At 73.6% G+C, this 23,914-nt stretch carries 18 protein-coding genes and 1 riboswitch; of the genes, 11 read left to right on the top strand and 7 right to left on the bottom strand.

What is annotated here, in order from left to right; all coding sequences use genetic code 11:
- Positions 1-16: 16 nt before the first annotated feature.
- The 7 genes from ACZ37P_RS19430 (at position 17) to ACZ37P_RS19460 (ending at position 11,328) form a co-directional block, all read left to right on the top strand.
- A complete protein-coding gene (locus tag ACZ37P_RS19430) occupies positions 17-913 on the top strand; it encodes an MBL fold metallo-hydrolase (RefSeq protein ID WP_467347648.1) in 897 nt (298 codons plus the stop codon).
- A complete protein-coding gene (locus tag ACZ37P_RS19435) occupies positions 910-1,983 on the top strand; it encodes an inositol-3-phosphate synthase (RefSeq protein WP_467347649.1) in 1,074 nt (357 codons plus the stop codon). The genes ACZ37P_RS19430 and ACZ37P_RS19435 overlap by 4 nt, the downstream gene beginning before the upstream one ends.
- Before the next feature lie 170 nt (positions 1,984-2,153).
- Positions 2,154-3,500, top strand: coding sequence for a D-alanyl-D-alanine carboxypeptidase family protein (locus ACZ37P_RS19440; RefSeq protein ID WP_402712534.1), 1,347 nt, complete (start codon positions 2,154-2,156; stop codon positions 3,498-3,500).
- 135 nt (positions 3,501-3,635) lie between these two features.
- Complete coding sequence (locus ACZ37P_RS19445; RefSeq protein ID WP_401307250.1) at positions 3,636-5,759, top strand: restriction endonuclease; 2,124 nt, start codon at positions 3,636-3,638, stop codon at positions 5,757-5,759.
- Between the two features lie 376 nt (positions 5,760-6,135).
- A complete protein-coding gene (gene rho / locus ACZ37P_RS19450; RefSeq protein ID WP_355347174.1) occupies positions 6,136-7,290 on the top strand; it encodes a transcription termination factor Rho in 1,155 nt (384 codons plus the stop codon).
- A 116-nt stretch (positions 7,291-7,406) separates the two neighbouring features.
- The gene (locus ACZ37P_RS19455; RefSeq protein WP_467347653.1) at positions 7,407-8,249 is read left to right on the top strand and encodes a phytanoyl-CoA dioxygenase family protein; all 843 of its coding nucleotides are present in this window, start codon (positions 7,407-7,409) and stop codon (positions 8,247-8,249) included.
- A 10-nt stretch (positions 8,250-8,259) separates the two neighbouring features.
- Positions 8,260-11,328, top strand: coding sequence for a helix-turn-helix transcriptional regulator (locus ACZ37P_RS19460; RefSeq protein ID WP_467347654.1), 3,069 nt, complete (start codon positions 8,260-8,262; stop codon positions 11,326-11,328).
- Between the two features lie 164 nt (positions 11,329-11,492).
- Here ACZ37P_RS19460 and ACZ37P_RS19465 read toward each other — a convergent pair whose 3' ends face one another.
- From ACZ37P_RS19465 to ACZ37P_RS19475, 3 genes are all read right to left on the bottom strand, one after another.
- A complete protein-coding gene (locus ACZ37P_RS19465; RefSeq protein ID WP_467347656.1) occupies positions 11,493-12,464 on the bottom strand; it encodes a M23 family metallopeptidase in 972 nt (323 codons plus the stop codon).
- 3 nt (positions 12,465-12,467) lie between these two features.
- Positions 12,468-12,670: riboswitch (cyclic di-AMP (ydaO/yuaA leader) on the bottom strand.
- 338 nt (positions 12,671-13,008) lie between these two features.
- Positions 13,009-14,025 (bottom strand): GNAT family N-acetyltransferase, encoded by a 1,017-nt coding sequence (locus ACZ37P_RS19470; protein WP_355347165.1) that lies wholly within the window; start codon positions 14,023-14,025, stop codon positions 13,009-13,011.
- A 97-nt stretch (positions 14,026-14,122) separates the two neighbouring features.
- The gene (locus ACZ37P_RS19475) at positions 14,123-14,767 is read right to left on the bottom strand and encodes a nucleoside/nucleotide kinase family protein (protein WP_467347657.1); all 645 of its coding nucleotides are present in this window, start codon (positions 14,765-14,767) and stop codon (positions 14,123-14,125) included.
- 246 nt (positions 14,768-15,013) lie between these two features.
- Between ACZ37P_RS19475 and ACZ37P_RS19480 the strand changes: the two genes are divergently transcribed.
- The gene (locus ACZ37P_RS19480; RefSeq protein WP_188279792.1) at positions 15,014-15,208 is read left to right on the top strand and encodes a hypothetical protein; all 195 of its coding nucleotides are present in this window, start codon (positions 15,014-15,016) and stop codon (positions 15,206-15,208) included.
- 192 nt (positions 15,209-15,400) lie between these two features.
- On the top strand, positions 15,401-17,035 hold the full coding sequence (locus tag ACZ37P_RS19485; RefSeq protein ID WP_391050644.1) for a hypothetical protein: 1,635 nt from the start codon (positions 15,401-15,403) through the stop codon (positions 17,033-17,035).
- Positions 17,036-17,346: 311 nt separating this feature from the next.
- Here the strand turns inward: ACZ37P_RS19485 and yczR are convergent, their stop codons facing one another.
- Positions 17,347-18,858: a MocR-like transcription factor YczR gene (gene yczR, locus ACZ37P_RS19490; protein WP_355347155.1), complete on the bottom strand. Its 1,512-nt coding sequence runs from the start codon at positions 18,856-18,858 to the stop codon at positions 17,347-17,349.
- Positions 18,859-18,922: 64 nt separating this feature from the next.
- Between yczR and yczE the strand changes: the two genes are divergently transcribed.
- Positions 18,923-19,753 (top strand): membrane protein YczE, encoded by an 831-nt coding sequence (yczE, locus tag ACZ37P_RS19495; RefSeq protein ID WP_467347660.1) that lies wholly within the window; start codon positions 18,923-18,925, stop codon positions 19,751-19,753.
- A gap of 256 nt (positions 19,754-20,009) precedes the next feature.
- A complete protein-coding gene (locus ACZ37P_RS19500) occupies positions 20,010-20,384 on the top strand; it encodes an RNA polymerase-binding protein RbpA (protein ID WP_093713023.1) in 375 nt (124 codons plus the stop codon).
- Between the two features lie 173 nt (positions 20,385-20,557).
- On the opposite strand, the gene fxsA is transcribed toward ACZ37P_RS19500, so the two are convergent.
- The 3 genes from fxsA to lnt form a co-directional block, all read right to left on the bottom strand.
- Positions 20,558-21,160, bottom strand: a complete 603-nt coding sequence (gene fxsA, locus ACZ37P_RS19505; protein ID WP_467347663.1) for an FxsA family membrane protein — start codon at positions 21,158-21,160, stop codon at positions 20,558-20,560.
- Between the two features lie 152 nt (positions 21,161-21,312).
- Positions 21,313-22,077, bottom strand: coding sequence for a polyprenol monophosphomannose synthase (locus ACZ37P_RS19510; RefSeq protein ID WP_355347148.1), 765 nt, complete (start codon positions 22,075-22,077; stop codon positions 21,313-21,315).
- Positions 22,077-23,690: an apolipoprotein N-acyltransferase gene (gene lnt / locus ACZ37P_RS19515; protein WP_355347145.1), complete on the bottom strand. Its 1,614-nt coding sequence runs from the start codon at positions 23,688-23,690 to the stop codon at positions 22,077-22,079. The genes ACZ37P_RS19510 and lnt overlap by 1 nt, the downstream gene beginning before the upstream one ends.
- Between the last annotated feature and the right edge of the window lie 224 nt (positions 23,691-23,914).

The following is a 23,914-nucleotide window of genomic DNA, read 5'->3' on the forward strand; positions in this document are numbered from 1 at the left end:
GGGTTAGGGTCACCGGGTGAGCGAACAGATCATCGAACCGGTCTCCGGCGACCTCGATGTCCGCTGGCACGCGGGGTGGCCGTCGGCCAAGCACGACCCGGCGCCGGAGATCCAGGTGCACGCGTACGACGAACACACCCTGATCCTGCGGCAGAACATGTCGGTGCACTTCGAGGCGCCCTTCCTCTTCCTGCTCCTCGGCACCGAGCGCGCCCTGCTGTTGGACACCGGCGCCACCGCCGACGCCCGCCACTTCCCGCTGCGCCGCACCGTGGACGCGGCGATCGAGGCGTGGCTGGCCCTCCAGCCGGGCACCGAGCCGGACGCGTACGAGCTGGTGGTGGCGCACACCCACGGCCACGGCGACCACATCGCGGGCGACGCCCAGTTCGCCGACCGGCCCCGTACCGTCGTGGTCGGTCCGGATCTCGACGCGGTGACCGCCTTCTACGGGCTGCGGGACTGGCCGCGGGGCGCCGCCACGTTCGACCTCGGCGGCCGGGTCCTCGACGTGCTGCCGGGCCCCGGGCACGAGGCCGCCGCCACCGTCTTCCACGACCGGCGCACCGGAATCCTGTTCACCGGCGACACCCTCTACCCCGGTCATCTCTACGTCCGCGACCCGGCCGCCTACACCGCGACCGTGGACCGGCTGCTGGCCTTCTGCGAGCGGCACCCGGTCACCCATCTGCTCGGCTGTCACATCGAGATGACCACCACGCCCGGCGACGACTACCCGCGCGGCACCACCCACCAGCCGGACGAGCCGCCGCTCCAGATGGACGTGGGCCACCTGCGCGCCCTGCGCGCGGCGCTGACCGCGGTCGACGCCCGCCCCGGCGTCCACGGCTTCGCCGACTTCCTCGTCCACATCGAACCCCGCACCGAACCTCTCGACCCGGAGCGCGCATGAGGACCGTCAACGTCGGCGTCATAGGCGTGGGGAACTGCGCCTCCTCCCTGGTCCAGGGCGTGGAGTTCTACGCGTCCGCGGCCGGGAGCGGCGACGGCCCGGAAGCGGGCCCGGCGGGCCTGACCCACCCGGTGTGCGCGGGCTACGCCGTCTCCGACGTGCGGTTCACCGCCGCCTTCGACGTCCACACGGCCAAGACCGGCCGCGACCTGTCCGAGGCGATCTGGGCGCCGCCGAACAACGCGCGGGCCTTCGCGAAGGTGCCGCACCTCGGCGTGGAGGTGACCGAGGGCGCGCTGAGCGACGGCGTCGGGCGCAGCGCCGCCGACCAGGTCGACGCGCGCGGTACGGCCACCGTCGACGACATCGCGCGGCGGCTGCGGGACAGCGGCACCCACGTCCTGGTGAATTTCCTGCCGGTCGGCAGCCAGGCCGCGTCCGAGCTGTACGCGCGGGCCGCGCTGCGCGCCGGGTGCGCCTTCCTCAACTGCATCCCGTCGGTGATCGCCCGCTCCCCGCGGTGGGCGGGCCGGTTCGCCGAGGCGGGGCTGCCGCTGGCCGGTGACGACCTGAAGAGCCAGTTCGGCGCGACGCTCGTGCACCGCGCACTGGTGGACGTGCTCGCGCGCAACGGCGTACGGCTGCGGAGCACGTACCAACTGCTCGGCGGCGGGAACATGGACTTCCTGAACATGCAGGACGCGGAGCGGATGGCGAGCAAGAAGGCCACCAAGACGCAGGGGATGTACGGGGGTTCGGACGAGGCGGCGCCGTCGCACGTGGGCGCCGACTTCATCCCGTTCCTCGCCGACCGGAAGGTGGCCTTCATCCGGGTCGAGGCGGAGGGCTTCGGCGGCACACCGCTGGAGATCGACCTGCGGATGGAGGTCGACGACTCGCCGAGCGCCGCGGGGAACGTGCTGGACGCCGTCCGCTATCTGAAGGCCGCGCTCGACCGCGGTCTCGGCGGCGTGGTGGACCCGGTGTCGGCGGCCGTCATGAAGGCCACGCCCACGCCGCTGGACGAGGCCGCGATCGAGGCGGGGCTCGCGGCGCTGTCCGACGGGTGATCAGCGGGCTTCGGGGACCGGGGATGTGACGGCACGTCGGATTCGGTCGCCGACCGGTGAGCGGCCGTCAGCCGGTCGGCCCCCGGGCGTCACGCCGGTGGCGGCGGTGTCTCATCCTTATGGGTCACGTCGCCGCGCCGACCCGGCCACGGCGTTCCTACGGTGACGGCATGAACGTCTTCCGCGCCTCGTCGTGCCGCCACGACCGTCCTCGTAAGACCGCCGCCCCCGCCGTCGCGGCCTCGGTGGCCGCCGCCAGGTGTCTGGCCGTCGGCTGCTGCCTCGCCGCCGCGACCGCGCTGGCCACCGTGTCCGCCGCCGCGACCGCCGCCGCGGCGGCCCTTCCCGCGGACGGCGGGCGCGGCTCGTCGGGCCCCGGCGCCGCGACGGTGGTCGCCGGTGGTCCGCTGCTCGCCGGGCACGGGGTGCTGGTGCAGCCGCACGCCGGGTCGCCGCGGCTGCCGTCCGGGCTGTCCGCGCTGTCGTGGACGGTCTCCGACGCGCGCACCGGCCAGGTGCTGGCCGCCAAGGACCCGCACCGCAGGCTGCCGCCCGCCAGCACCCTGAAGACGCTGTTCGCGGTCACCGTGCTGCCGCGCTTCCCCGGCGACGCCACCCACCGCGTCACCGACTCCGACCTCACGGGGATCGGCGCGGGCAGCAGCCTGGTCGGTATCCAGGCCCGGCAGACGTACACCGTCGCCGACCTGTGGCGCGGTGTCTTCCTCAGCTCGGGCAACGACGCCGTGCACGTCCTGGCGCACATGAACGGCTCGGTGCCGCTGACCGTCAGCCAGATGCAGGCCAAGGCCGAGATGCTGGGCGCGGACGACACCCATGTGGTCTCCCCCGACGGCTACGACATGCCGGGCCAGGTCTCCTCGGCCTACGACCTGGCCGTCATCGCCCGCGCGGGCCTGGCCATGCCGGACTTCGCGACGTACGCCTCCACCCGGTGGGCGCAGTTCCCCGGCGGCTACGACGCGCACGGCAAGTACGTGAAGTCGTTCGGCATCCAGAACACCAACCGGCTGCTCACCGGCGCGGACGGCGTCAAGCGCTACCCCGGCGTGATCGGTGTGAAGAACGGCTACACCACCAACGCGGGCAACACCCTGGTCGCCGCCGCCAAGCGCGGGGACCGCACGCTGATCGCGACCGTGATGAATCCGCAGTCCGGGCTGCCGCAGGCGGTCTACCACGAGGCGGGCGCGCTGCTGGACTGGGGCTTCTCGGCCGCGGGCCGCACCTCGTCGGTCGGCACGCTGAACACGGCGACGACCGCGTACCACGACGATTCCGCGCACGCCTCACAGGAGGCCGAGCGGCCCGCGCGGCAGCCCGCCCAGGAGCCCGCGCGGCAGGAGCCGAAGCCCGCCCCCGCGCCGCAGGCGCCCAGCACCGCGGACGCCGCGTCGTCGTCGCCGACCACCTGGTACGTGGGCGGCGCGCTGGCGCTGGGCGCGGCGGGCTCGGTGGTCGTGCTGCGCCGCCGGTCCGCGGCGAAGGCGCGCTGAGCGAAGGGCGCCGACTCGGGCCACGCTGTGGTCCGGAAGCGGTGACGACGCGCTGGCCAGGGGCGTACTCTCAGTTGCCGGGCAGGGGGCACGCACGGTGTCCGCAGCGCCGCGCCGAGAGGGAGCCGTACCCGCATGAGCCGCCGTACTTCCGGTCCCGTATCCACCTGGGCCGAGGTCCAGCGGCAGCGCCAGCGGCAGCAAGAGGCCCAGCAGCGCGCCTGGTTGCAGGCGCGGCGGGAGACCGAGCGGCAGCAGCGCGCGGCGGAGCGGGCCGCCTCCCGGCGCAGCCGTGAGCAGCAGGCCGCGTACCGCGCGAGCCGGGAGGCCGACGCGCGGCAGCGGACCGACGACCTGGAGCGCCGGTTCGCCGAGCTCCAGGGCCTGTTGGCGGCCGGCTGCGCGGCGCCCGTCTTCACCCCCGCGGCACTGCTGACGCCCGAGGTGGTCGAGCCGTTCGCCCCCGGACGGCTCGCCGAGCCGATCCCGATGCCCGACCCGAACGCGTACACGCCCCGGCAGGGCGGCGGTTGGGGCGCGGCACGGCACGAGCGCGAGCGGGCCCGCACGCTGTACGAGAACGACCTGCGGGCCGCGCAGGCCACCGAGGCGTTGCGGCAGCGCCAACTCGCCGACTACCAGCGGCAGTACCGGCAGTGGGCCGATCAGCGGCTGGCGGAGATCCGGCGGCAGAACGCCGAGGTCGAGACATCCGTCGCCGCGCTGCGCGACGGGGACCCCGAGGCGGTCGAGGACTATCTGACGGCGGCCCTCTACGCCTCCGCCGCGTGGCCGCACGGCCTGCCCCGGCAGGTCTCGGCGTCCTACGACCGGGCCGACCGGCAGCTCGTGCTCGACTGGGAGCTGCCTGCCTTCTCCGTGGTGCCCGAGGCGTCGCTGGTGCGGTACATGCCAGGCGCCGACCGGGACAAGGAGGTGGCGCGCCCGGTCGCCGAGCGCCGCGCCGCCTACCGGGACGTCCTGGCCCAGTGCCTGCTGCTCGTGCTGCGCGAGCTGTTCGGCGCCGACGCGCACGACGTCCTGGACTCCGTGGTGCTCAACGGCTTCGTGGACGACACCGACCCGGCCACCGGCCACCGTACGAAGACCGTCGTTGCGTCCGCGCTGGTGTCGGACGCCGCCTTCGCGGCGGTCAACCTCGACCGGGTCAACGCGGTCGACTGCTTCACCGAGGCGCTGGACGGCCGGCTCTCCCCCCGCCCGGACAAGCGCGCGGCCGTCGAGCCCATCCGGCTGCCGGGCGAGGCGGGCCGCACGATGGTCTCGCACGGCGGCGAGGAGGAGCCCGACCTGCTGGCCATGGACCCGCTGGAGTTCGAGGAGCTGGTCGCGCGGCTGTTCCGGGCGATGGGGATGAACGCGGTCACGACGGTGCGCTCCGGCGACGGCGGTGTGGACGTGGACGCGCTGGACCCGGACCCGATACGCGGCGGCAAGATCGTGGTGCAGGTCAAGCGCTACCGCAACACGGTCTCGCCGAGCGCCGTACGCGACCTGTTCGGCACGGTGCAGAGCGTCGGCGCCAACAAGGGCGTGCTGATCACCACCTCCGGTTTCGGGCCGACCTCGCACGCCTTCGCCAACGGCAAGCCGCTGACGCTGGTGTCGGGCCCGGACCTGGTGGACCTGCTGCACAGCAACGGGCTCGGCGGCCGTCTGGGCCCCGCTCCCGGCACCGTCGAGCGCACCCCGACGCTGGTCTCGACGGTGCTGCCCGGTATCGACGCCGACGCGGACGCCGACTCCGAGGCGAGCGTGCTCGGCATGTGGTGGGCGGGCGGTGTGCGGCTCGACGTCTGCGCGCTGGTGTGCCGGGGCGGCCGGGTGCTCGACGACGACCACTTCGTCTTCTTCAACAATCCGCGCACGCCCGACGGCAGTGTGCGGATGATGCCCGCGCTCGGCGGGGACAAGGCCGCGATCTGGGTGAGCTTCGACCGGCTGCCCGCCCGCGCGGACCGGGTGGTGCTGGTCGCCGCCGTCGACCCGGAGGCCGATCCGGACGCCGACCTGACCGGATTCACCGACGCCCGGATCAGGCTCACCGACCCCAGCGGAGCCGAGGCCGACCGCCTCGAGGTCTCCGACGGCAGGCCCGGCGAGACGGCGCTGGTGCTCGGCTCCTTCCGCAGGAGCGGTACGGGCGCCGACTGGCGCTTCGTGGCGGGCGGCAAGGGCTACGCGGGCTCGGGCGGGCTGGTGGCGCTGGTCGGGGAGCACGGGATCGCGGTCGACTGAGCGGCGGGTTCCCGCCCCGGATACGGGTTCGGGAACATCCGCCGACCCCGCCGTGTTATGGTCTGTGTGCAGCACATGTCTGCGCCCCTTCTTGCGGCGCCGGTGCTCGTTCTGAATGACAGCTCCTCGCGGTGACGCGCCCCAGGCCCCATGGCTCTGGTCCCGGTCCCCACGGAGTTCTCGAATCACCTGACGGTCGCACGACGGCCCTGTGGTGATCTCCGCGGTACGTGGAGCGTGTTGTGCCCGCTCGCGCCGAAATCCCTTTCCGGCATGCCCGTTTGACGCATCACACGCCAGACCCGCCGCACCCCGTACTCGCACGGCGACCTGCCGCGCACACGACTTTCCTCTCGTCCGAGAAAGGACGACTCCCATGACTGACATCCTTGAACGCCCTCCCGTCCGGCAGGAAACGCCGGTTCGGGTGGCGGGCGTACTCGACATCCACGGCGGCCAGGGCCGCCTCCGATCCGCCGGGCTGCTGCCGACACCCGACGACGTACACGTACCACAGGCCCAGATCCGGCAGGCCGGACTCAGGAACGGCGACCTCGTCGAGGGCACCCTCGGCGGAAAGCCCGGCACGCTGGGCGGCGTCGACCTGGTCAACGGCGTCCCGGCCGAACACCTGCGCGGGCGACCGCACTTCAGGGACCTGACGCCCCTTCACCCCCGGCAGCGGCTGCGGCTGGAGAGCCCGGCGCTGACCGGCACCGGCGCGCTCGCCGGACGGGTGATGGACCTGGTGACCCCGGTCGGCAAGGGGCAGCGCGGCCTGCTCGTGGCCCCGCCCAAGGCCGGAAAGACGATGCTGCTCCAGAGCATCGCGACGGCCGTCGCCGAGAACCACCCCGAGTGCCACCTGATGGTGGTGCTGCTGGACGAACGCCCGGAGGAGGTCACCGAGATGCGCAGAACCGTGCGCGGCGAGGTGATCGCCTCGACCTTCGACCGTCCGGCCAAGCAGCACATCGCGGTCGCGGAACTCGCCGTCGAGCGGGCGAAGCGGCTGGTGGAACAGGGCCAGGACGTGGTGGTCCTGCTCGACTCGCTGACCCGGCTGTGCCGGGCGCACAACTCGGCCGCCTCCACCGGCGGCCGCACGCTGACCGGCGGTGTGGACGCCGCCGCGCTGATCGGCCCCAAGCAGTTCTTCGGCGCCGCCCGGCTCGCCGAGGAGGGCGGATCGCTGACCATCCTGGCCACCGCGCTGGTGGACACCGGGTCGCGCGCCGACGACTACTACTACGAAGAGCTGAAGAGCACCGGCAACATGGAGCTGCACCTGGACCGCTCCCTCGCCGAGCGGCGGATCTTCCCGGCCGTGGACGTCGGCATCTCCGGCACCCGCCGCGAGGAACTGCTGCTGCCCGGCCCCGAACTGGCGGTCGTACGCGGCCTGCGCCGGGTCCTGCAAGGGCGCGGCACCCAGTCCGGCCTCGAAGTCCTGCTGGACAAGATCCGGCAGACCCCGGACAACAACGCCTTCCTGCGGCAGATCCGGAGCACGGTGCCCGGCGAGGTCTGAGCCGGCCGGGACCCGGACCCGGACCGGGCACGAGCCCGCACCCGCACCCGCACCCGCACCCGCACCCGGAGAAAATCCGGTGGCCGTCGCACATCGCGCGACGTGATGATCGGGGGATGGACGACGCCACGGACAGCCACGCCGACGACGCGTGGGAGCGGGCCTTCCTCAGGGACGGCTTCGTGAGGATCGAGGGCGCGGTACCCGCCCCGACCGCCCGCGCCTGCGCCGATCTCCTGTGGAAGGAGACCGGCTGCGACCCCGCCGACCCCGCGACCTGGACACAACCGGTGCGCTGGGTGGGCGGCATGGCCCAGCCGCCGTTCGCCGAGGCCGCCAACACCCCCGTCCTGCACGCCGCGTTCGACCGTCTTGTCGGCGCCGGACGCTGGTCACCGCGGTACTCCCTCGGCTCCTTCCCGCTGCGCTTCCCGCACCCGGACGAGCCGGACGACGCGGGCTGGCACATCGAAGGCAGCTACGAAGTCCCCGGCGAGCAGTGGTACTTCGCCAACGTCCGCTCCCGCGACCGCGCGCTGCTCATGCTGTTCCTGTTCACCGAGGTGGACGAGGAGAACGCGCCGACCCGGATCCGCGTCGGCTCCCACCTGGACGTGCCCGCGGTCCTCGCCCCGTACGGCGAGGCCGGCGCCTCGATCCTGGCGGTCTCCGAGCAGATCGCGGCGGCCACGGAACACCGCCCGCTCGCCCTCGCCACCGGCTCCCCCGGCGACGTCTACCTCTGCCACCCGTTCCTCGTGCACGCCGCCCAGCCGCACCACGGCAGCCGTCCGCGTTTCATGGCCCAGCCGCCGCTCCTGCCCGCGGCGCCGTACGAACTGGAGCGGGCCGACGGCGGCTACTCGCCGGTCGAGACCGCGATCAGACGCGGCCTCGGCATGGAGTCCGCGCGGGTGCCCTCGGGGAGGGAGGCGGACTCCCGGCCCGTGATCGGTTAGCGTGCCCGGCATGTTGTACGGACGGGACACGGAAACGGCCGCGCTGGAAGAACTGCTGGCGGGGGCGAGGGCGGGCCGCAGCGGAGCGCTCGTGGTGCGCGGTGACGCCGGGATCGGCAAGACCGCGCTGCTGGAGCAGACCGTGGCGGCGGCGGGCGACCTGGCGGTCGTCCGCAGCTCCGGCGTGGAATTCGAGGCCGAACTCCCCTACGCGGGGCTTCAGTTGCTGCTGCGCAGGGCGATGGGTTCGCTGGACGCGCTGCCCGTGCCGCAACGGCGGGCGCTGCGGGCCGCGTTCGGCCTGGAGGCCGACGCCGCGAGCGAGCCGATGTTCGTCGGCCTGGCCGTGCTGTCGCTGCTGTCGGACCACGCGGGCGAGGGGCCGCTGCTGTGTGTCGTGGACGACGCGCAGTGGCTGGACCGGGCGTCCACCGACGCGCTGGTCTTCGCGGCGCGACGGCTCGACGCCGAGGGCGTGGCGATGGTCTTCGCCGTACGTGACGGCGCCGGGTCGTTCACCGCGCCCGGCCTGCCCGAACTGCGGCTCGGCCCGCTGCCCGAGGACGCGGCGCGGGCGCTGCTCGCCGACCGCGGCGGCGCACCGGCCGACACCGTACGCACCCGCGTGCTCTCCGAGGCGCGGGGCAATCCGCTGGCGCTGCTGGAACTCCCGCTCGGACCGTCCGCCGACGCGCGGGGCGCGGGCGGTTCCGCCGCGGCCGACGGCGGGCTGCCGCTGACCACGCGCCTCCAGATGGCCTTCCACGGCCAGGTCAGCCACCTGCCGCCCGGCACCCAGACACTGTTGCTAGTGGCCGCGGCCGACCACACCGGCGACCCCGACATCCTGGTACGCGCGGCGGCGGTGCTGGGCGTCGGCGTCGACGACCTGCCGCCCGCGGAGGAGGCGAACCTGGTCTACGTGGACGACGAGGACATGCTGCGCTTCCGGCACCCGCTGGTCCGCGCCGCGATCCATCAGCGCGCCGCCCTCCCCGACCGTCTCGCCGCGCACCGCGCCCTCGCCGAGGCCGCCGACCCGGTACGCGACCCCGACCACCGCGCCTGGCACCTGGCCGCCGCGGCCACCGGCCCCGACGAAGCCGTGGCCACCGCCCTCCAGCGGACCGCGGGCCGCGCCCGCGAACGCAGCGGCCACGCGGCGGCCTCCGCCGCCTACGAACGCGCCGCCCGCCTCAGCACCGACCCCGTCGCCCGCGTCGAACGCCTCCTCCTCGCCGCCGAATCCGCCTCCGAAGCGGGCGACATCCCCCGCGCCCGCACCTTCGCCGACCAGGCGACCCGCGCCGCCGAGACCGAGGCGGAAGCAGCGGCCGTAGGAGGCGACGCGGAGCCGTCGTCGGCCCCAACGGCCCGTGCGGAGCCGGGCACTTCACCGCGCGCGTCCACGCCGGGCGGTCAGGCACCCGCCGGATCGACTTCCGCTGTCGACGCCGCCGGGCGGAGCGCTTCGCCCGGCTCGTCCGGACCGGGCGGCCCCGCACCCGGCGATCCGGCGTCCACCGCCGACACCGGCGGCGTTGGCGGGCCCGTTCCGCCGCACCCGTCCGGGCCGGGCCGCCCGGCACCCACGGAATCCGCGTCCACCGCGGCGCGGGGCGCGGCGAACCCGTTGTCCGCCGTGCGCGGCAGAGCGCTCTATGTGCGGGCGCTCGCGGACTTCTGGGAGGGGGATTTCGGCGCGGCGCATCAACTCCTCTTGGAAGCGGCGAATTTGCTGGCGGAGGCGGATTCGGCGGCGGCGGCGCGGATGCTGGTGCAGGCGACGCATACGGCCTGGTACCTCGGCGACGACGAGGTGGCGGGGACGTTGGGGCGGCTGGCGGCGCTGGAACTGCCGCCGTGGGCGCCGATCCGGCCGGTGGCGGAGTTCCTGGTGCGGGCGATCGGGCCGGGCAGCGCGGCGGCCGGACCGCCCGACGTGGCCGAGGCCGCGGCGGTGTCACGGGCCGCGCGCGGCGGCCGGGTCGATCCGCGGGACCTGGTGATGCTGTGCGGGGTGGGCCTGGCGCTCGGGCAGGACGCGGCGGCGTACGACCTGGCGACGACGCTGGCGGCGGAGAGCCGCGAGAGCGGCGGTGTCGGCAGGCTGACGACGCTGATGTTCTTCCGCGCGGAGGCGGAGCTGTTCGACGGCCGCCTCGACGAGGCCGTCGCCACGGCGTCCGAGGGGCTGCGGATCTCACGGGACACCGGACAGCGGCAGTGGGTCAGCCAGTTGAGCAGTGCGCTGGCGCATGTCGCGGCGCTGCGCGGGGACGAGGACGAGTGCCGCCGGCTGGTGGACGAGGCCCTGGCGGGCGGCGCGGGCACGGCGATGGCGCCGGGCGCGCCGTGGGCGTACTGGTCGCAAGGGCTGCTCGAACTGGGCCTGGGCCGTACGCAGTTCGCGCTCGACCGGCTGTCGCTGCTGACCGAGCCGACCGTACGGCACCACATCTCCGCGACGCGCGGCGTCCCCGATCTGGTGGAGGCGGCGGTGCGGCTGGGCGTGCCGGAGCGGGCGGACGAGCCCGTGGCCGGATTCGAGGCGTGGGCCGCGCGTTCCGGGCAGGACTGGGCGCGGGCGCTGGTGGCGCGCTGCCGGGCGCTGCGGGCCAAGGACGCCGACGCGGAGGCGTACTTCATCGAGGCGCTGGCCCGTCACGACCCGCACCGAAGGGTGTTGGAGTCGGCGCGTACGGCGCTGCTGTACGGCGAGTGGCTGCGCAGGGCCCGTCGCAAGAGCGAGGCGCGCGGACACCTGCGGGCCGCGCTGGAGACCTTCGAACGGCTCGGCGCGCGACCGTGGGCGGACCGGGCGCGCAGTGAACTGGGCGCGTCGGGAGCGTCGGTGACGGTGGGTCAGGACACGGTCAGGTCGGTCGCGGACGAGGCGGGGCTGACGCCGCAGGAGTCGCAGATCGTCCGGCTGGCCGCGCTCGGGCTGACCAACCGGGACATCGCCGCGCAGCTCTTCCTCAGCCCGCGCACGGTCGGCCACCACCTCTACAAGGCGTATCCGAAGCTCGGTGTGGTCTCGCGCGGCGAGCTGGCCGCGCTGTTCCCGGACACGTGAGCGCGTAACGACGTGAGCGTGTAACGACGTCACCGCGTGACCACGTCACCCGCGTGACCACGTGGACTCGCGGCCCGTCACGCGGCTGTGCCCGCCCGGTGGTGAGGAACCGGGCGGGCACGGATGCCGCGAGGAGCCGCCACAGCGGCTGTGGAGCGGGTGGGTCAGGAAACGGTGACGCCGTGGGAGGCCAGGTAGGCGACCGGGTCGATGTCGGAGCCGTAGTCCGGGGTCGTGCGGACCTCGAAGTGCAGGTGCGGGCCGGTCACGTTGCCGGTCGCGCCGGAGACGCCGATCTGCTGGCCCTCGGTGACGGTCTGCCCGGCCGAGACGAGCGCCTGGGTCAGGTGGCCGTACAGCGTGTACTTGCCGTCGGCGTGCTTGACGATCACGTCGTTGCCGTACGCGCCGTCCCAGCCCGCGGAGACGACGGTGCCCGCGGCGACCGACTTCACGCTGGTGCCGGAGCCGACCAGGAAGTCCACACCGGTGTGGTAGCCGCTGGACCAGTTGGCGCCGGAGGCGTGGTACTGGGTACCGATCGCCGCGTCCCCGACCGGCTTGGTGTAGCCGGAGGAGCTGGCGGCGGTGGTGTCGGCGGACTTGGTGGTCGTGGTCGTCGTGTCGGACGACTTCGACGGGGCGGTGGTCTCGGCGGGCGCCGGGGTCGCCTTCTTGGCGGGGGCCGGGGCCGACTTCTTCGGCGCCGGGGCGGACTTCTGCGCGGTGGCGGGCTTCTCGGCGGAGGCGCCGTTCAGCGTGAGGTGCTGGCCCGGGTAGATCAGGTTCGGGTTGGAGCCCACGACCGACTTGTTGTCGGAGTAGAGCTGCTGCCAGCCGCCGTTGACGTGGTGGCTGTCGGCGATCTTCGACAGCGAGTCACCGCTGACCACGGAGTACTTGGTGGCCTTGGTCTTGGCGGCCTTGGGCGCGGCGCTCTTGTCCGCCACGGTCGTCGCCTTGACGGCGGAGGTGTGCGAGGCGGTGGCGGGGGCGCTGTGGGCGGGCTCGGCCGCCGAGGCGATGCCCGCGCCGACCAGCGGCAGGGCGATGGCCACGCCACCCGTGCCCGCGGCGATGCAGATGCGGGTGAGGCGGCTCATACGGGTCTTGCGGTGCTGTCCCTTTGCGGGCATGGGGGATTTCCTCTCCTACGCCTACGAGGTGAGCTGTCGGGTTCGGGCAGGAGATGCCCGGTCACGTGGAAATGCCGTTGCGTGTACGCAAGGCGCCGCGACTTCACCCCGAGCCGTCCGGTACTGCTGGACGGCGACTTACCTGGGTCCCCCGCCCCTGCCGTGTGTGATCAAAGATCCAGGAAACCGGGCGGCGGCAGGATTCGGCGTTCCGCCCGACGGACATTCGCAATTCGCGGGCATCCGGCCCGCAGGAGGCGAAGCTAAACGACCGGCCGAGCGGCGGGCAACCAACCGTGATCGTCGTCGGGCGCACCGCTCGGGGCGCGGTCACTCCCGGTCGTCCGCCGTCACCGCTGCGTGTGCGGGCCGCTCACCGTCCGTGCCTCCGTGACCGATTCCTGGTGACAAACCGCCCGGATCGGGAACAGTGGGTACATCGGGGGAATCGGACCGTGTTCCCGAGGTGATGCCGCTCACTGCGCACCGGCCGAGTGAGCCGCATCACGCCTAAATGCCCGATTTAATACGCTACTTGGGGATATCAGTAACTGCCGGGCGAGCCGCCGATCCGGCCGTCGAGCGACCTGCTGAGCCGGTACGCGACCGGCCGGAAGCCGACCGCGGGCCAGTGCCCCGCCGCCAGCGGTGAGGCGGAGTGCCAGCGGGCCGACATGTAGCGGTGGCCGTGGTCGTACGCCCAGGCCAGCGCGGTGGCGAGCAGGACGCGGCTGACGCCCTCACCGCGCGCGGAGGGTTCGACGTACGCCTCGGCCAGCTCCACGCAGGACTCGGGGATCACCGGGTCGGGCGTGGCGGGCACCAGCAGCACCATGCCGATCTCCTCGCCCCTGCGGGAGGCGATCCAGGCGGCGCTGCGCGGGTCGCCGAGCGCGTCGGCGTAGTAGACCCGCAGGGCGGCGAGCGCGCGTTCCGGCTGGGGCTGGAACACCGCGGACTCGCGCTGCCTGCGCGAGGACTCGGCGGCCATCCGGCCGATCTGCGGCAGGTCGCCGACGCCCGCGCGCCGGATGCCGAGCCCTTCGACGCCGCGCGGCTGGCGCCCGCGCGCCTTGACCGCCATCAGACCGTGCACCAATTCGCGGCCGAAGCCGAGGTCCGCCCAGGGCAGGGTGGCGGTCTCCCCCGCAGGCACGTCGACGTAGTGGACCAGCCGTCGCTCCGCGACGAGCCGGGCCGCGACGCGGGCGTACAGCGCGCGCAGCACCTCCGATTCGCGTCCGCCGGGCAGCGCGTGACCGCCGTGCGGGACCAGCGCGGAGTGCGGGTGGCTGCGCAGCCCCGCCGGGTCGTCCTGGGTGAGGTCCACCGGGACGGCGGCGAGGTGTCCGATCAGGCCGCCGTCGCCGTCGAGCGCGCGGGCGGCCTCGAGACCCGGAACGCCGATCAGCTTGCCCAGCAGTTCCTCACCGCGCACGGGGCCGTCGGCGAGCCACGAGCGTTGCGACGGCGGGCGGCGGGCGCGCGCGAACCAGCGGTCGTAGCGCTGCACGGCCTGGGGTATGTGCTCGGTGGTCAGCGGCGCGATGGCGACAGTCATGGTGGATGGGGACGCTAGCGGGGTGCGCGGTCCCACGGCAAGGCGAGGCCGGACCGGCGGCGGCCGGGAGGTCAACGGGCTTACGCGCGAGGGTCGTTCAGCCTGTCCAGGCGGGGTGTCTCGGGTCGTCGGCACGTACCAGGACATCGGCGGTCTGTTCCGGCATCGCCTCCCGGTCGTAACGGTCGAATGCGGGCAGCGTCCACCGGTCGGCCTGCGCCGTGCGCCGCTCCAGCGCGGCCGGGGACAGCCGCAGATGGACCGTCAGATCGAACGGCAGCCCCTGCCCGAGGAGCAGCGGCCCGTCGAGTACGAGGACGCCGCCGGGCGGCAGGCGCACGTAGTCGGCGCGCGTGGCGCGGTCGGTGGCGGCGTCCCACAGTGTCGGCAGGACGCGGCCCGAGCCGTCGGTGCCGAGCGGGTCGAGCACTTCGCGGCGCAGCGCGCCGGTGTCCAGCCAGAGCTGGTAGTACGCGTCGGCGTCCTGGTGGCCGTACTCGTAGCGCAGGGAGGCGGGCCGCAGGAAGTCGGCGGCGCGCACCCGGAGCACGCGGCGGCCGAGAGCGGGCAGCGCGGCGGCGACGGCGTCCGCCAGATCGCCGGGGCGGGCGGCGTCCGCGCCGTCCACGGCCACCCGCCACCAGGGCCCCGGCCCGTCCGCGCTCACCCCCGCGGTCGCGTCCGCGATCCGCTCGGCGAGGGTGTCGGCCAGCCGTGACCAGGTGATCGGGGTGAGCTGCACACCGGCCATCCTGCACCGCCGTCACCCGTTCGGGCGACTTCGCTGCGCCAGGAGCGGGGCGGGGGGCGCGGTGGGCACATGAACCGGTCCTGGCGGGCAATGCTCGCGCCGGGCACCGTTCGCCGCCTCCCCCACATGGTGGAAATTCGCTACAAATCACTCATTTGCCACCGTGCGTGATCTATTACTTTTTGTGAGCCTGGAAGAACTCATGGTGACCGTCCCCATCACCCAGGAGAAAGCCCAATGATCCTGTCGATCTCCGGCGTCGTCCTTCTCGGCGTCATCTGCTTCCTGTTCTTCCGCAAGGACGGGCTGAAGGTGTCCCACGGCCTCGTCTGCGCCCTCTTCGGCTTCTACCTCGCGGGCACGGCCATCGCCCCGAGCATCAAGGCGGGCGGCGCGAGCCTGGCCAGCCTGCTGGGCGGGATCAAGGTCTAGGGCCCCGGCCCGGGACCTGGCCGTCGCCGGCGGGCGGCCACTCCAGTACGGGCCCGGCGCGGTCGTCCGCTCCGGGCCCGTGTCCATTCCGGCCGCCGCCCGTCCCCCCGCCGCACCCTCAGGGCGCCGCCCTTCCCCACGCGGCCCTTCCCGCACCCGAAGCCCGAACCCGAACCACCCATGGAGCACCCCGTGGCCAGGCGTCCCCTTCCCAGCATTCTGACCAGCCGACCCGCGCTCGTCCGCGGGCGCGATCTGGCGCGCACCGCGGCAGACAGCGCCACCGACGTGCTCCATCCGGTCATCACCATCGCCCGCGGCATGCGCAAGCAGGTGCTGTGGGCGGGCGGCTGGTGGGGCCGCACCCCCAAGGACCGCCGCGGCCCCGCGCTGCTGCTGGCCGCCGCGGGCGTGGTCGTCGTCGTGATGATGCCGTACGGCCCGCTGCTGGCGATCGGCGCGATCATGGCGTCCGCCGCCTGGATGGGCCGCGACCGCACCCCCGCCGCCCCGGCGGGCCCGAGCGAGGCCGAGACCGGCCGGCTCCAGGCGCTGTACGAGGCGCTGGTGCCGTACCTGTCGGACGCCGGGGACCCCGCGCCGCTGTACGCGCACGAGGGAAGCTGGGAGAAGGTGTTCAGCGAGTACGAGTTCCAGGGCGGTCGGCTCGCCCGGCTGCACCTGCGCTACCCGGCGTACTTCACCGACGGCGAGGCCGAGTCGCGCGCCCGGGTGGAGCAGCTTCTGCACGCCAAGGCGGGCCGGGGCCGGGAGTACCGCTTCGACTGGAACGAGGAGGAGAACCACCTCACCCTCACCGCGCTGGCGCCGCTGCCGACCGACATCGTCGCGCAGCGCTTCATCACCTCGCCCGGCGAGACGGTCCTCGGCTTCACCGACGCCGGTGCCGTCCAGCGGACGGTGCCGGTGACCGGCGGCGAGGGCACCAGGGACGCCCCGCCGGTCGTCTGGCGCACCGGCCCCCGCTCCACCGAGCCGCACCTGCTGGCGCTCGGCCAGCCCGGCACCGGCACCACCAGCCTGCTGCGGTCCATCGCGCTCCAGGCGCTGGTCCACGGCGACGTGGTGGTCGTGGACGGCAGCGGCACCGGTGAGTACGCGTCGCTGATCGGGCGGCCCGGTGTCCTCGCCGTGGAGGGCGGCCTGTCCGGCGCCTCCGCCACCCTCGAGTGGGCCGCGCACGAGACGGAACGGCGGCTCATCGCCGTCAACCGGGCGCGGCAGAACGGCGATCCGGTCTCCGAGGACGTACGCCGTCCGCTGTGGATCCTGGTGGACCGGCCCACCGCGCTGACCCAGCTCGCCCTCGCCGAGGGGCGGCCCGATCCGCAGACCCTCCTCGACGTCCCGCTGCGGCACGGGCGCGCGGCCAATGTCGCCGTCGCCGTCGCCGACCAGCTCGACGCCACGGAGGCGCTCGCGCCCGTCGTGATCGCCCAGACCCGGGCCCGGGTCGTCCTCGGGCCGCTCGCCCCCGAGCACGTCGAGGCCGTTCTCGGCGCCCCGCAGCGCACCACCCCGGCCGCCGACGTTCCCCCCGGCCGCGGGTACGCCCGGCTCGGCACCGGGCCCGTCCTGCGCCTCCAGGTGCCCTCCACTCCCGACCCCTACGACGACGAGTGCGCCCAGTCGCACCGCGACGCCGTCCTCGGCCTCCTCCCCACCACCTCCGAGGCCGAGGCCGACTCCGACTCCGTCGAGGTCCCCGAGCCCGAGGAGTCCTCTCCCGCCGTCCTCGAACCGGCCCCCGTCGCCCTCCGCAAGGACGCCGTCGTCCGCACCGTCGCCGACCTGGAACTCGGCTAGCCCCCTCTACGCCCCGCCGCGCGAGACGGTGAGCCGCTCTTCTTGGCCGCGCGGCGGCCCGCTGTCCGTACGTCGGGACGTGCCCCGTAGGGGCGCGGGGAACTGCGCGACCAGCCGTCGCGGCGGCGAGCTGTGAGAACCGGCCCCGGCGGGGCAGTCGCTGTCATGTCCGGGCTGACAGCCCGTCGTGGCTGGGCGCGCAGTTCCCCGCGCCCCTGAAAGAGCGGCCCTGCGCAAGGGCATCGCAAGGGGGGCGCCCCCCAAGGCGGGCCCTGCGCAAGGGCAGGGAACGAGGAGCCGGGCCGGAGGCCCTAGGCCACGAAGAGGCCGGTGGTTTCGCCGTCGGCGGCGCCGCCGGAGCGGACGACGTGGGCGGCTTGGGCAAGCCGGGCGGCAGCCTCAACGGCGGCGGCCCCGCTGACGGTGAAGGGAAGCCGGATGTACGGCTCAAAGGCGCCGTCGACGCCGAAGCGCGGCCCGGACGGCACGCGGACACCGAGCCGTTCACCGGCGACGGCCAGCCGCGAGCCGGACACGTCACCGGTGTGGACCCACATGGTCATACCGCCGCGGGGCACCGCGAAGTCCCAGTCGGGAGTGTGCTCACGCAAGGCGGCGACGAGGTCGTCGCGACACTCGCGGGCCCGCTCGCGGCGAGCCGCGAGGGCCAGGTCCCAGCCGCCGCCGCGCAGCAGCCAGGCGACGGCGAGCTGGTCGACGACGGGCGAGCCGATGTCGAGGTAGGCGCGGGCCGAGACCAGGCGGCGTACGACGTCCGGGGTGGTGCGGACCCAGCCGATCCGCAGCCCCGCCCAGACCGCCTTGCTGGCGGAGCCCACGGTCATGACGGTGCCGCCGCGGTCGAAGGCGGCCATCGGCCGCACCCCCGACTCCTCACCGTCCAGCACGAGTTCGGCCATCGTCTCGTCGGCCACGACGACGGTGCCCGCCGCGCGCGCGGCCTCGACCAGGTCGCGCCGCTGGTCCTCCCCGATGAGACTGCCGGTCGGGTTGTGGAAGTCCGGCATGACGTACGCCATGCGCGGCGCGGCGTCCCGCAGCACGCGCCGCCAGGCGTCCATGTCCCAGCCGCCGAGCCCCTCGCGGAGCGTGACCGGCACGAGCCGGGAGCCGGTCTCGCGGAAGAGCTCCAGCACATTGGCGTAACTGGGCGACTCGACGGCGACCCGTTCGCCGAAGCCGACCAGCCGCCGGGCCGCCGCCGCGATGGCGCCCATCGCCCCGGTGGTCACCATGATCTGCTCCGGCATGGTGGGCACACCGCGCGCGGTGTAGCGGTCGGCGATGGCCTCGCGCAGCACCGGCAGCCCCGCGGGGAAGTCGCCGTGCGTGGCGGCGTAGGCGGGCAGTTCGGCGAGCGCGCCCTCCATCGCGCGGGTCAGCCACGGCTCGGGCGCGGGCAGCGAGGCGCAGCCGAGGTCGATCACGGACCCGGCGGCGTCCGGCGGCAGCGGCTCCAGGCTGCGCGAGGGCAGCACATGGCCGTCGGGGATCGCGGTCCAGCTTCCGGCGCCGCGCCGCGAGCGGGCGAATCCCTCGGCGCGCAGCGCCTCGTAGGCGGCGGCGACGGTGGTCCGGCTGACGCCGAGCGCGAGAGCCAGTTCCCGTTCCGCGGGCAGCCGCGCGGCGACCTGTACCCGGCCTTCGAGCACCAGCAGCCTGATCCCGTCGGCCAGCCCCCGGTAGGCGGGCAGTTTCCGCCCGTGGCCCGCCGCCGCTCCGGCGCCGCGGCCGCTTCGCGGGCGCGGTTCGAGAAGCCGGGCGAGGTGCGCGGCGCCGACCGTCGCAGTCCACTGGGACACAGAAATCAGTCCACCTTCCACAGATTGGCCGTGGATCCGAAGCACTTACAGGCCACAGAGTGGCATGCGCGCCAACACGTCCGCCAGGGGGGTTCCGTTGTTCTCGTCGTTCCCGCACCCGTCGCTCTCGCCGGTCCCGTACCGCCGCCTCGTCCGTCTCTACGTCGGGCTGGTCCTGTACGGGGCCAGCTCAGCGCTGATGATCCGCGCCGCGCTCGGCCTGGACCCGTGGGACGTCTTCCATCAGGGGCTGTCCCGGCTGACCGGACTGAGCATCGGCGTCGTCTCCATTGTCGTCGGCGCGGCCGTTCTCCTCCTGTGGTGGCCGATCCGGCAGCGCCCCGGCCTCGGCACGGTCTCCAACGTCTTCGTCGTGGGCCTGGCGATGGACGGGACCTGCCGCCTGGTGCCGCACGTGGAGGCCCTGGCCGTACGCGTCCCGCTGCTGGTGGCCGGGGTGGCGCTCAACGGCCTGGCGACCGGCCTCTACATCACCGCCCGTTTCGGCCCCGGACCGCGCGACGGCCTGATGACCGGCCTGCACCGCAGGACCGGCCGTTCCGTACGGCTGGTGCGTACGGGCATCGAGGTGACCGTGCTGGCCGCCGGTTTCGCGCTGGGCGGCGGCGTGGGGGTCGGTACGGTGCTCTACGCACTGGCCATCGGCCCGCTCGCGCAGTTCTTCCTGCGGGTCTTCGCGGAACCGGAGGGAGCGCCGGGTCCGGGCGTGGTCAGGGACGCGAACAGGGACCGGGCCACGGACGCGACCAGGGACGGGGAGGTGAATTCGGATACGAATTCGGGTGCTGACGCGGGCTCGACCCCGGACGTAATGCCCGCTTCTGCGGTGATTCGTCGGGACGCGCCCGAACGCGCTGCGGTCGATCCGATTTAGCCGGAGGCGGTGCGGACCGGTAGTGTACGCGGTTGGCCCAGCAGCTTGACCGTTACTGCACGCAAAAGATATGACGACACCGGGTGACATCTCCGCTCAGATGTGACAAACCGGGCACCGGTGGGTACAAACAGGGGCGACACGACGGGCGACGCATCTCCCTAAACGGGAATCTTCACCGCCGACCGGACGTTGACCGGATGACGACGACAGCGACACCTGTCCTGTGGGCGACCAAGCCCGGGAGGCACGATTCATGAGTGAGCGAGCTCTCCGCGGCACGCGACTCGGGGCCACCAGCTACGAGACCGACCGCGGTATCGATCTGGCCCCGCGCCAGACCGTTGAGTACGCATGCCGGAACGGACATCGATTTGAGATGCCGTTCTCGGTTGAGGCCGAGATTCCGCCGGAGTGGGAGTGCCGCGCCTGCGGCCAGACCGCCCTGCTGGTGGACGGAGAGGGCCCGGAGGAGAAGACGACCAAGCCCGCGCGCACGCACTGGGACATGCTGATGGAGCGGCGCACGCTCGAGGAGCTGGAGGAGGTGCTGGCCGAACGGCTGGCCGTCCTGCGCTCCGGAGCGATGAACATCGCCGTGCATCCGCGCGACAACCGCAAGAGCGCCTGACAGCGCGGGCTCACCCATGGGGGCGCCCCAGGGATCACCTCCCCGGGGACCAAGGCCCCCCGACACTTCCCCGCCGGGGGCGGAGCACCTGCTCCGCCCCCGGCGGGTTTTTGCGTGGCGCGGCGCTGATCCCGAGATCCGCGGGGCGCGGACCGCCGGACCCGCGCGCGTGATCAGTCCCGGTGGTCGACGACCTCGCCCTGGATGACCTTGCCGTCGGGCTTGTGGATCCGGATCTGCTCGTTGGCGTCCCGCGCCTGCTGGAAGAGGTCGCCGACGGAGCCGGGCTCCCCGGCGGCGGGCCGCGCCGCGAGGGCGCGGGCGTTGAGCCGGTCGACGCCCTTGCCGATGAGCCTGCGGGTCGGCGGGAAGAGCAGGAACAGCGCCACGGCGTCGGAGAGGAAGCCGGGGATGATCAGCAGCAGGCCGCCGAGCATCGCCAGTCCGTTGCGCCCCTTGCTCTCGGCGGGCGGGGTCGGGGCCGCGTTCGGGTCCCGCGCGGCCTGCGCCTGGGCGGCCTGCACCTGCGCGGTCAGATTCCGCCACGCGCTGCGCCCGGCCCGCTTGACCGCGCTCGCGCCCAGTATCAGCCCGGCGACGATCAGCAGGAAGACCGTCAGCCCGCTGGTCGCCTCCGCCACCACGATGAGCAGCCAGATCTCCAGCACCGCCCAGGCCGCGACAGCCAGCGGCAGGATGGTGCGGACGCGCGAACGGCGCCGTCGCCGCGGGCCGGGCTGCTGCGGACGGACAGAGGGCGGAGTGCTCATCGTCATAGCTCAAGTGTGCCAAAGATCAGGTAAAGACCGGATCGGTGGACGCTTCCCTCTTCGGGTTCCGCGGGGGATTCCCGCGGACGCCCGTGCGCACGTCCGCGCGTCCCGCCCCCGCATGCCCCACGAAGGGGCTCAGGGGGCCGTGGGCGGCCTTACGCCTTGCGGCCGACGATCTTGCCCGCCCGGGAGCCCACGCCCCACGCGGTGACCCGCCACAGCGCCTCGACCACGATGTTGCGGCTCATCTTGCTGTCGCCGCGCTCGCGTTCGACGAAGGTGATCGGCACCTCGACCACGTGGAAGCCGCCCTTGACCGCGCGCCAGGCGAGGTCCACCTGGAAGCAGTAGCCGGCGGAGGCGATCTCGGCCATGCCGAGACCTTCCAAGGTCTCCTTGCGGAAGGCGCGGTAGCCGCCGGTCACGTCACGGATCGGGACGTCCAGCAGGAGCCGGGAGTAGGTGCTGCCGCCGCGCGACAGATACTCGCGGGACTTCGGCCAGTTGACGACCCGTCCGCCCGGGATCCAGCGCGAACCGAGCACCAGGTCCGCGCTCTTGAGCGCGGTCAGCAGCCGGGGCAGTTCCTCCGGCTGGTGGGAGCCGTCCGCGTCCATCTCGACCAGGACGCCGTAGCCGTGGTCGATGCCCCACTGGAAGCCGGCGAGGTACGCCGCGCCCAGGCCCTCCTTGCCCTGCCGGTGCAGGACGTGGACCTGCTCGTCGGCGCCCGCCAGCTCGTCGGCGAGCTTCCCGGTGCCGTCCGGGCTGTTGTCGTCGGCGACGAGGATGTGGGCGTCGGGTACCGACGTGCGCACCCGCTGCACGATCGGCTTGATGTTCTCGGCCTCGTTGTAGGTCGGGATGATGACCAGAACCTTGCCGAGCGGCCCGAAGCTCCGCTGCTCGCCGTCGTTCACTACTGCCCCTTTGCCATGCCCATGCGTGTGCGGTCGCGCCTGCCGAGCGCGAAGGCGACCGCACAGGACAGGAGCCCAACAATAGCGAGTGACCACTCAGGAAACGTACCGACGCGGTCGGCGAGAGTGATCTCGTCGCGCAGCGGGATGTCGGCACTCAGCACCTGCTGGGTGAACTCCGCGCTCTGCTGTTCGATCTTGCCATCAGGAGCGACGATCGCGCTGATTCCGCTGGTCGCGGCGGTGACGATGGCGCGGCCGTGCTCGACGGCGCGCAGCCGGGACATGGCGAGCTGCTGTTCGGGCTGGCCGGTGCGGCCGTAGGTGGCGTTGTTGGTCTGGACGACCAGGGCCCGCGCCCCGGCTTTCACCGTGTCGCGCACGATGCCGTCGTAGGCGACCTCGAAGCAGATCACGTCGCCGAGTTCGGCCGGGCCGATCCGCATCACGCCGGTGCCCTTGCCGGGGTAGAAGTCCCGCGGGATCTGGTTGAGCATCGGGACGACCTTGGTCAGCGCCTTGCGGAAGGGCACGTACTCGCCGAACGGCACCGGGTGCTGCTTGGTGTAGTGGGCGCCGGGGCCGGTGACCGGGTCCCACACGATGCCCTCGTTCTGCACGTGGTCCTCGTCCGGGCCGTCGACCAGGGCGCCGACCAGCACCGGCACACCCACCGCCTTCACGGCCTCGGTGATCTTGTCGTACGCCTCCGGGTACGTGAAGGGGTCCAGGTCGGAGGAGTTCTCCGGCCACAGCACGATGTCGGGCTTGGGCACCTTGCCCGCCTCGATGTCGGCGGCGAGCTTGAGGGTGGCCTGTACGTGGTTGTTGAGGATCTGCATCGGTCGGCCGAGGAAGTGCATGCCGGGCTGCTGCACATTGCCCTGGACGACGGCGACGCGCACGTGGCCGACGGCATTGGTGTGCACCGGCACGAGCAGGCCGGACAGCAGGACGGCCACCGACAGGGCCAGGGCGGTCACGCCCGGCAGAACGGCGGCGCGGCGGGCTTTGTACGCCCGGTACCCGGCCAGGGCCGCCGCGGCCAGCAGCGTGCCGCTGAGCGCCACCGCGAAGGTCACCAGCGGGGCGCCGCCGAGCGCGGCGAGCGGGGTGTACGGGGAGGCGGTGTTGGCGAACGCCAGGCGCCCCCACGGGAAGCCGCCGAACGGCAGCCGGTCGCGTACCAGCTCCTGTGCGACCCACAGGCACGCGGTCCACAGCGGCCAGCCGGGCAGCCGCCGGGCGAGCACGATCAGCGCGGCCATCAGCACGAGATACGCCGCCTCGACCGCCGACAGCAGCGGTACGGCCAGCCAGATCACCGAGCGCAGCCACACCAGGAGCCACAGGAAGAAGGGGAACGCGAAGGCGAAGCCCAGCCAGGCCGCCTGGCGCACCGTCCTGCCCTCGAGCACCAGTGCCAGGGCCGCCACCGCCACCACCGACAGCGGCCACACCCCGTACGGCGGAAACGCCAGCGCCAGCGCGCAGCCGCTCACCGCGGCCACCGCCGACCTGGGCGCGGCCGCCCGCGCCGCCGCCGCGAACCGCTCGCGGCGCGACGCCTTCCCCTCCGCCCCAACCCCTGGCGCCGCTGACGGCTCCGTCAACGGCTCAACCGCGGTCGCCGCGGAAACGGTGTCGGGTCGCGGGCGCACGTCGCGGCCTTTCTTGCAGGTGAAGTGGTGATGAAGGCGACGGTACCCCGCCCCACCCGCCTGGGGGCACCCCCGGACGAAGTCTGGGGACCCCCAGGCCGCGGAACAGGGAGCGGAAGGGCAACGGAACGGGCCCAGGCGCCCATCGGGCCGACGCGGGACCCTCCCCCAGACTG

It is taken from the genome of Streptomyces sp. NPDC024632, assembly GCF_055559175.1.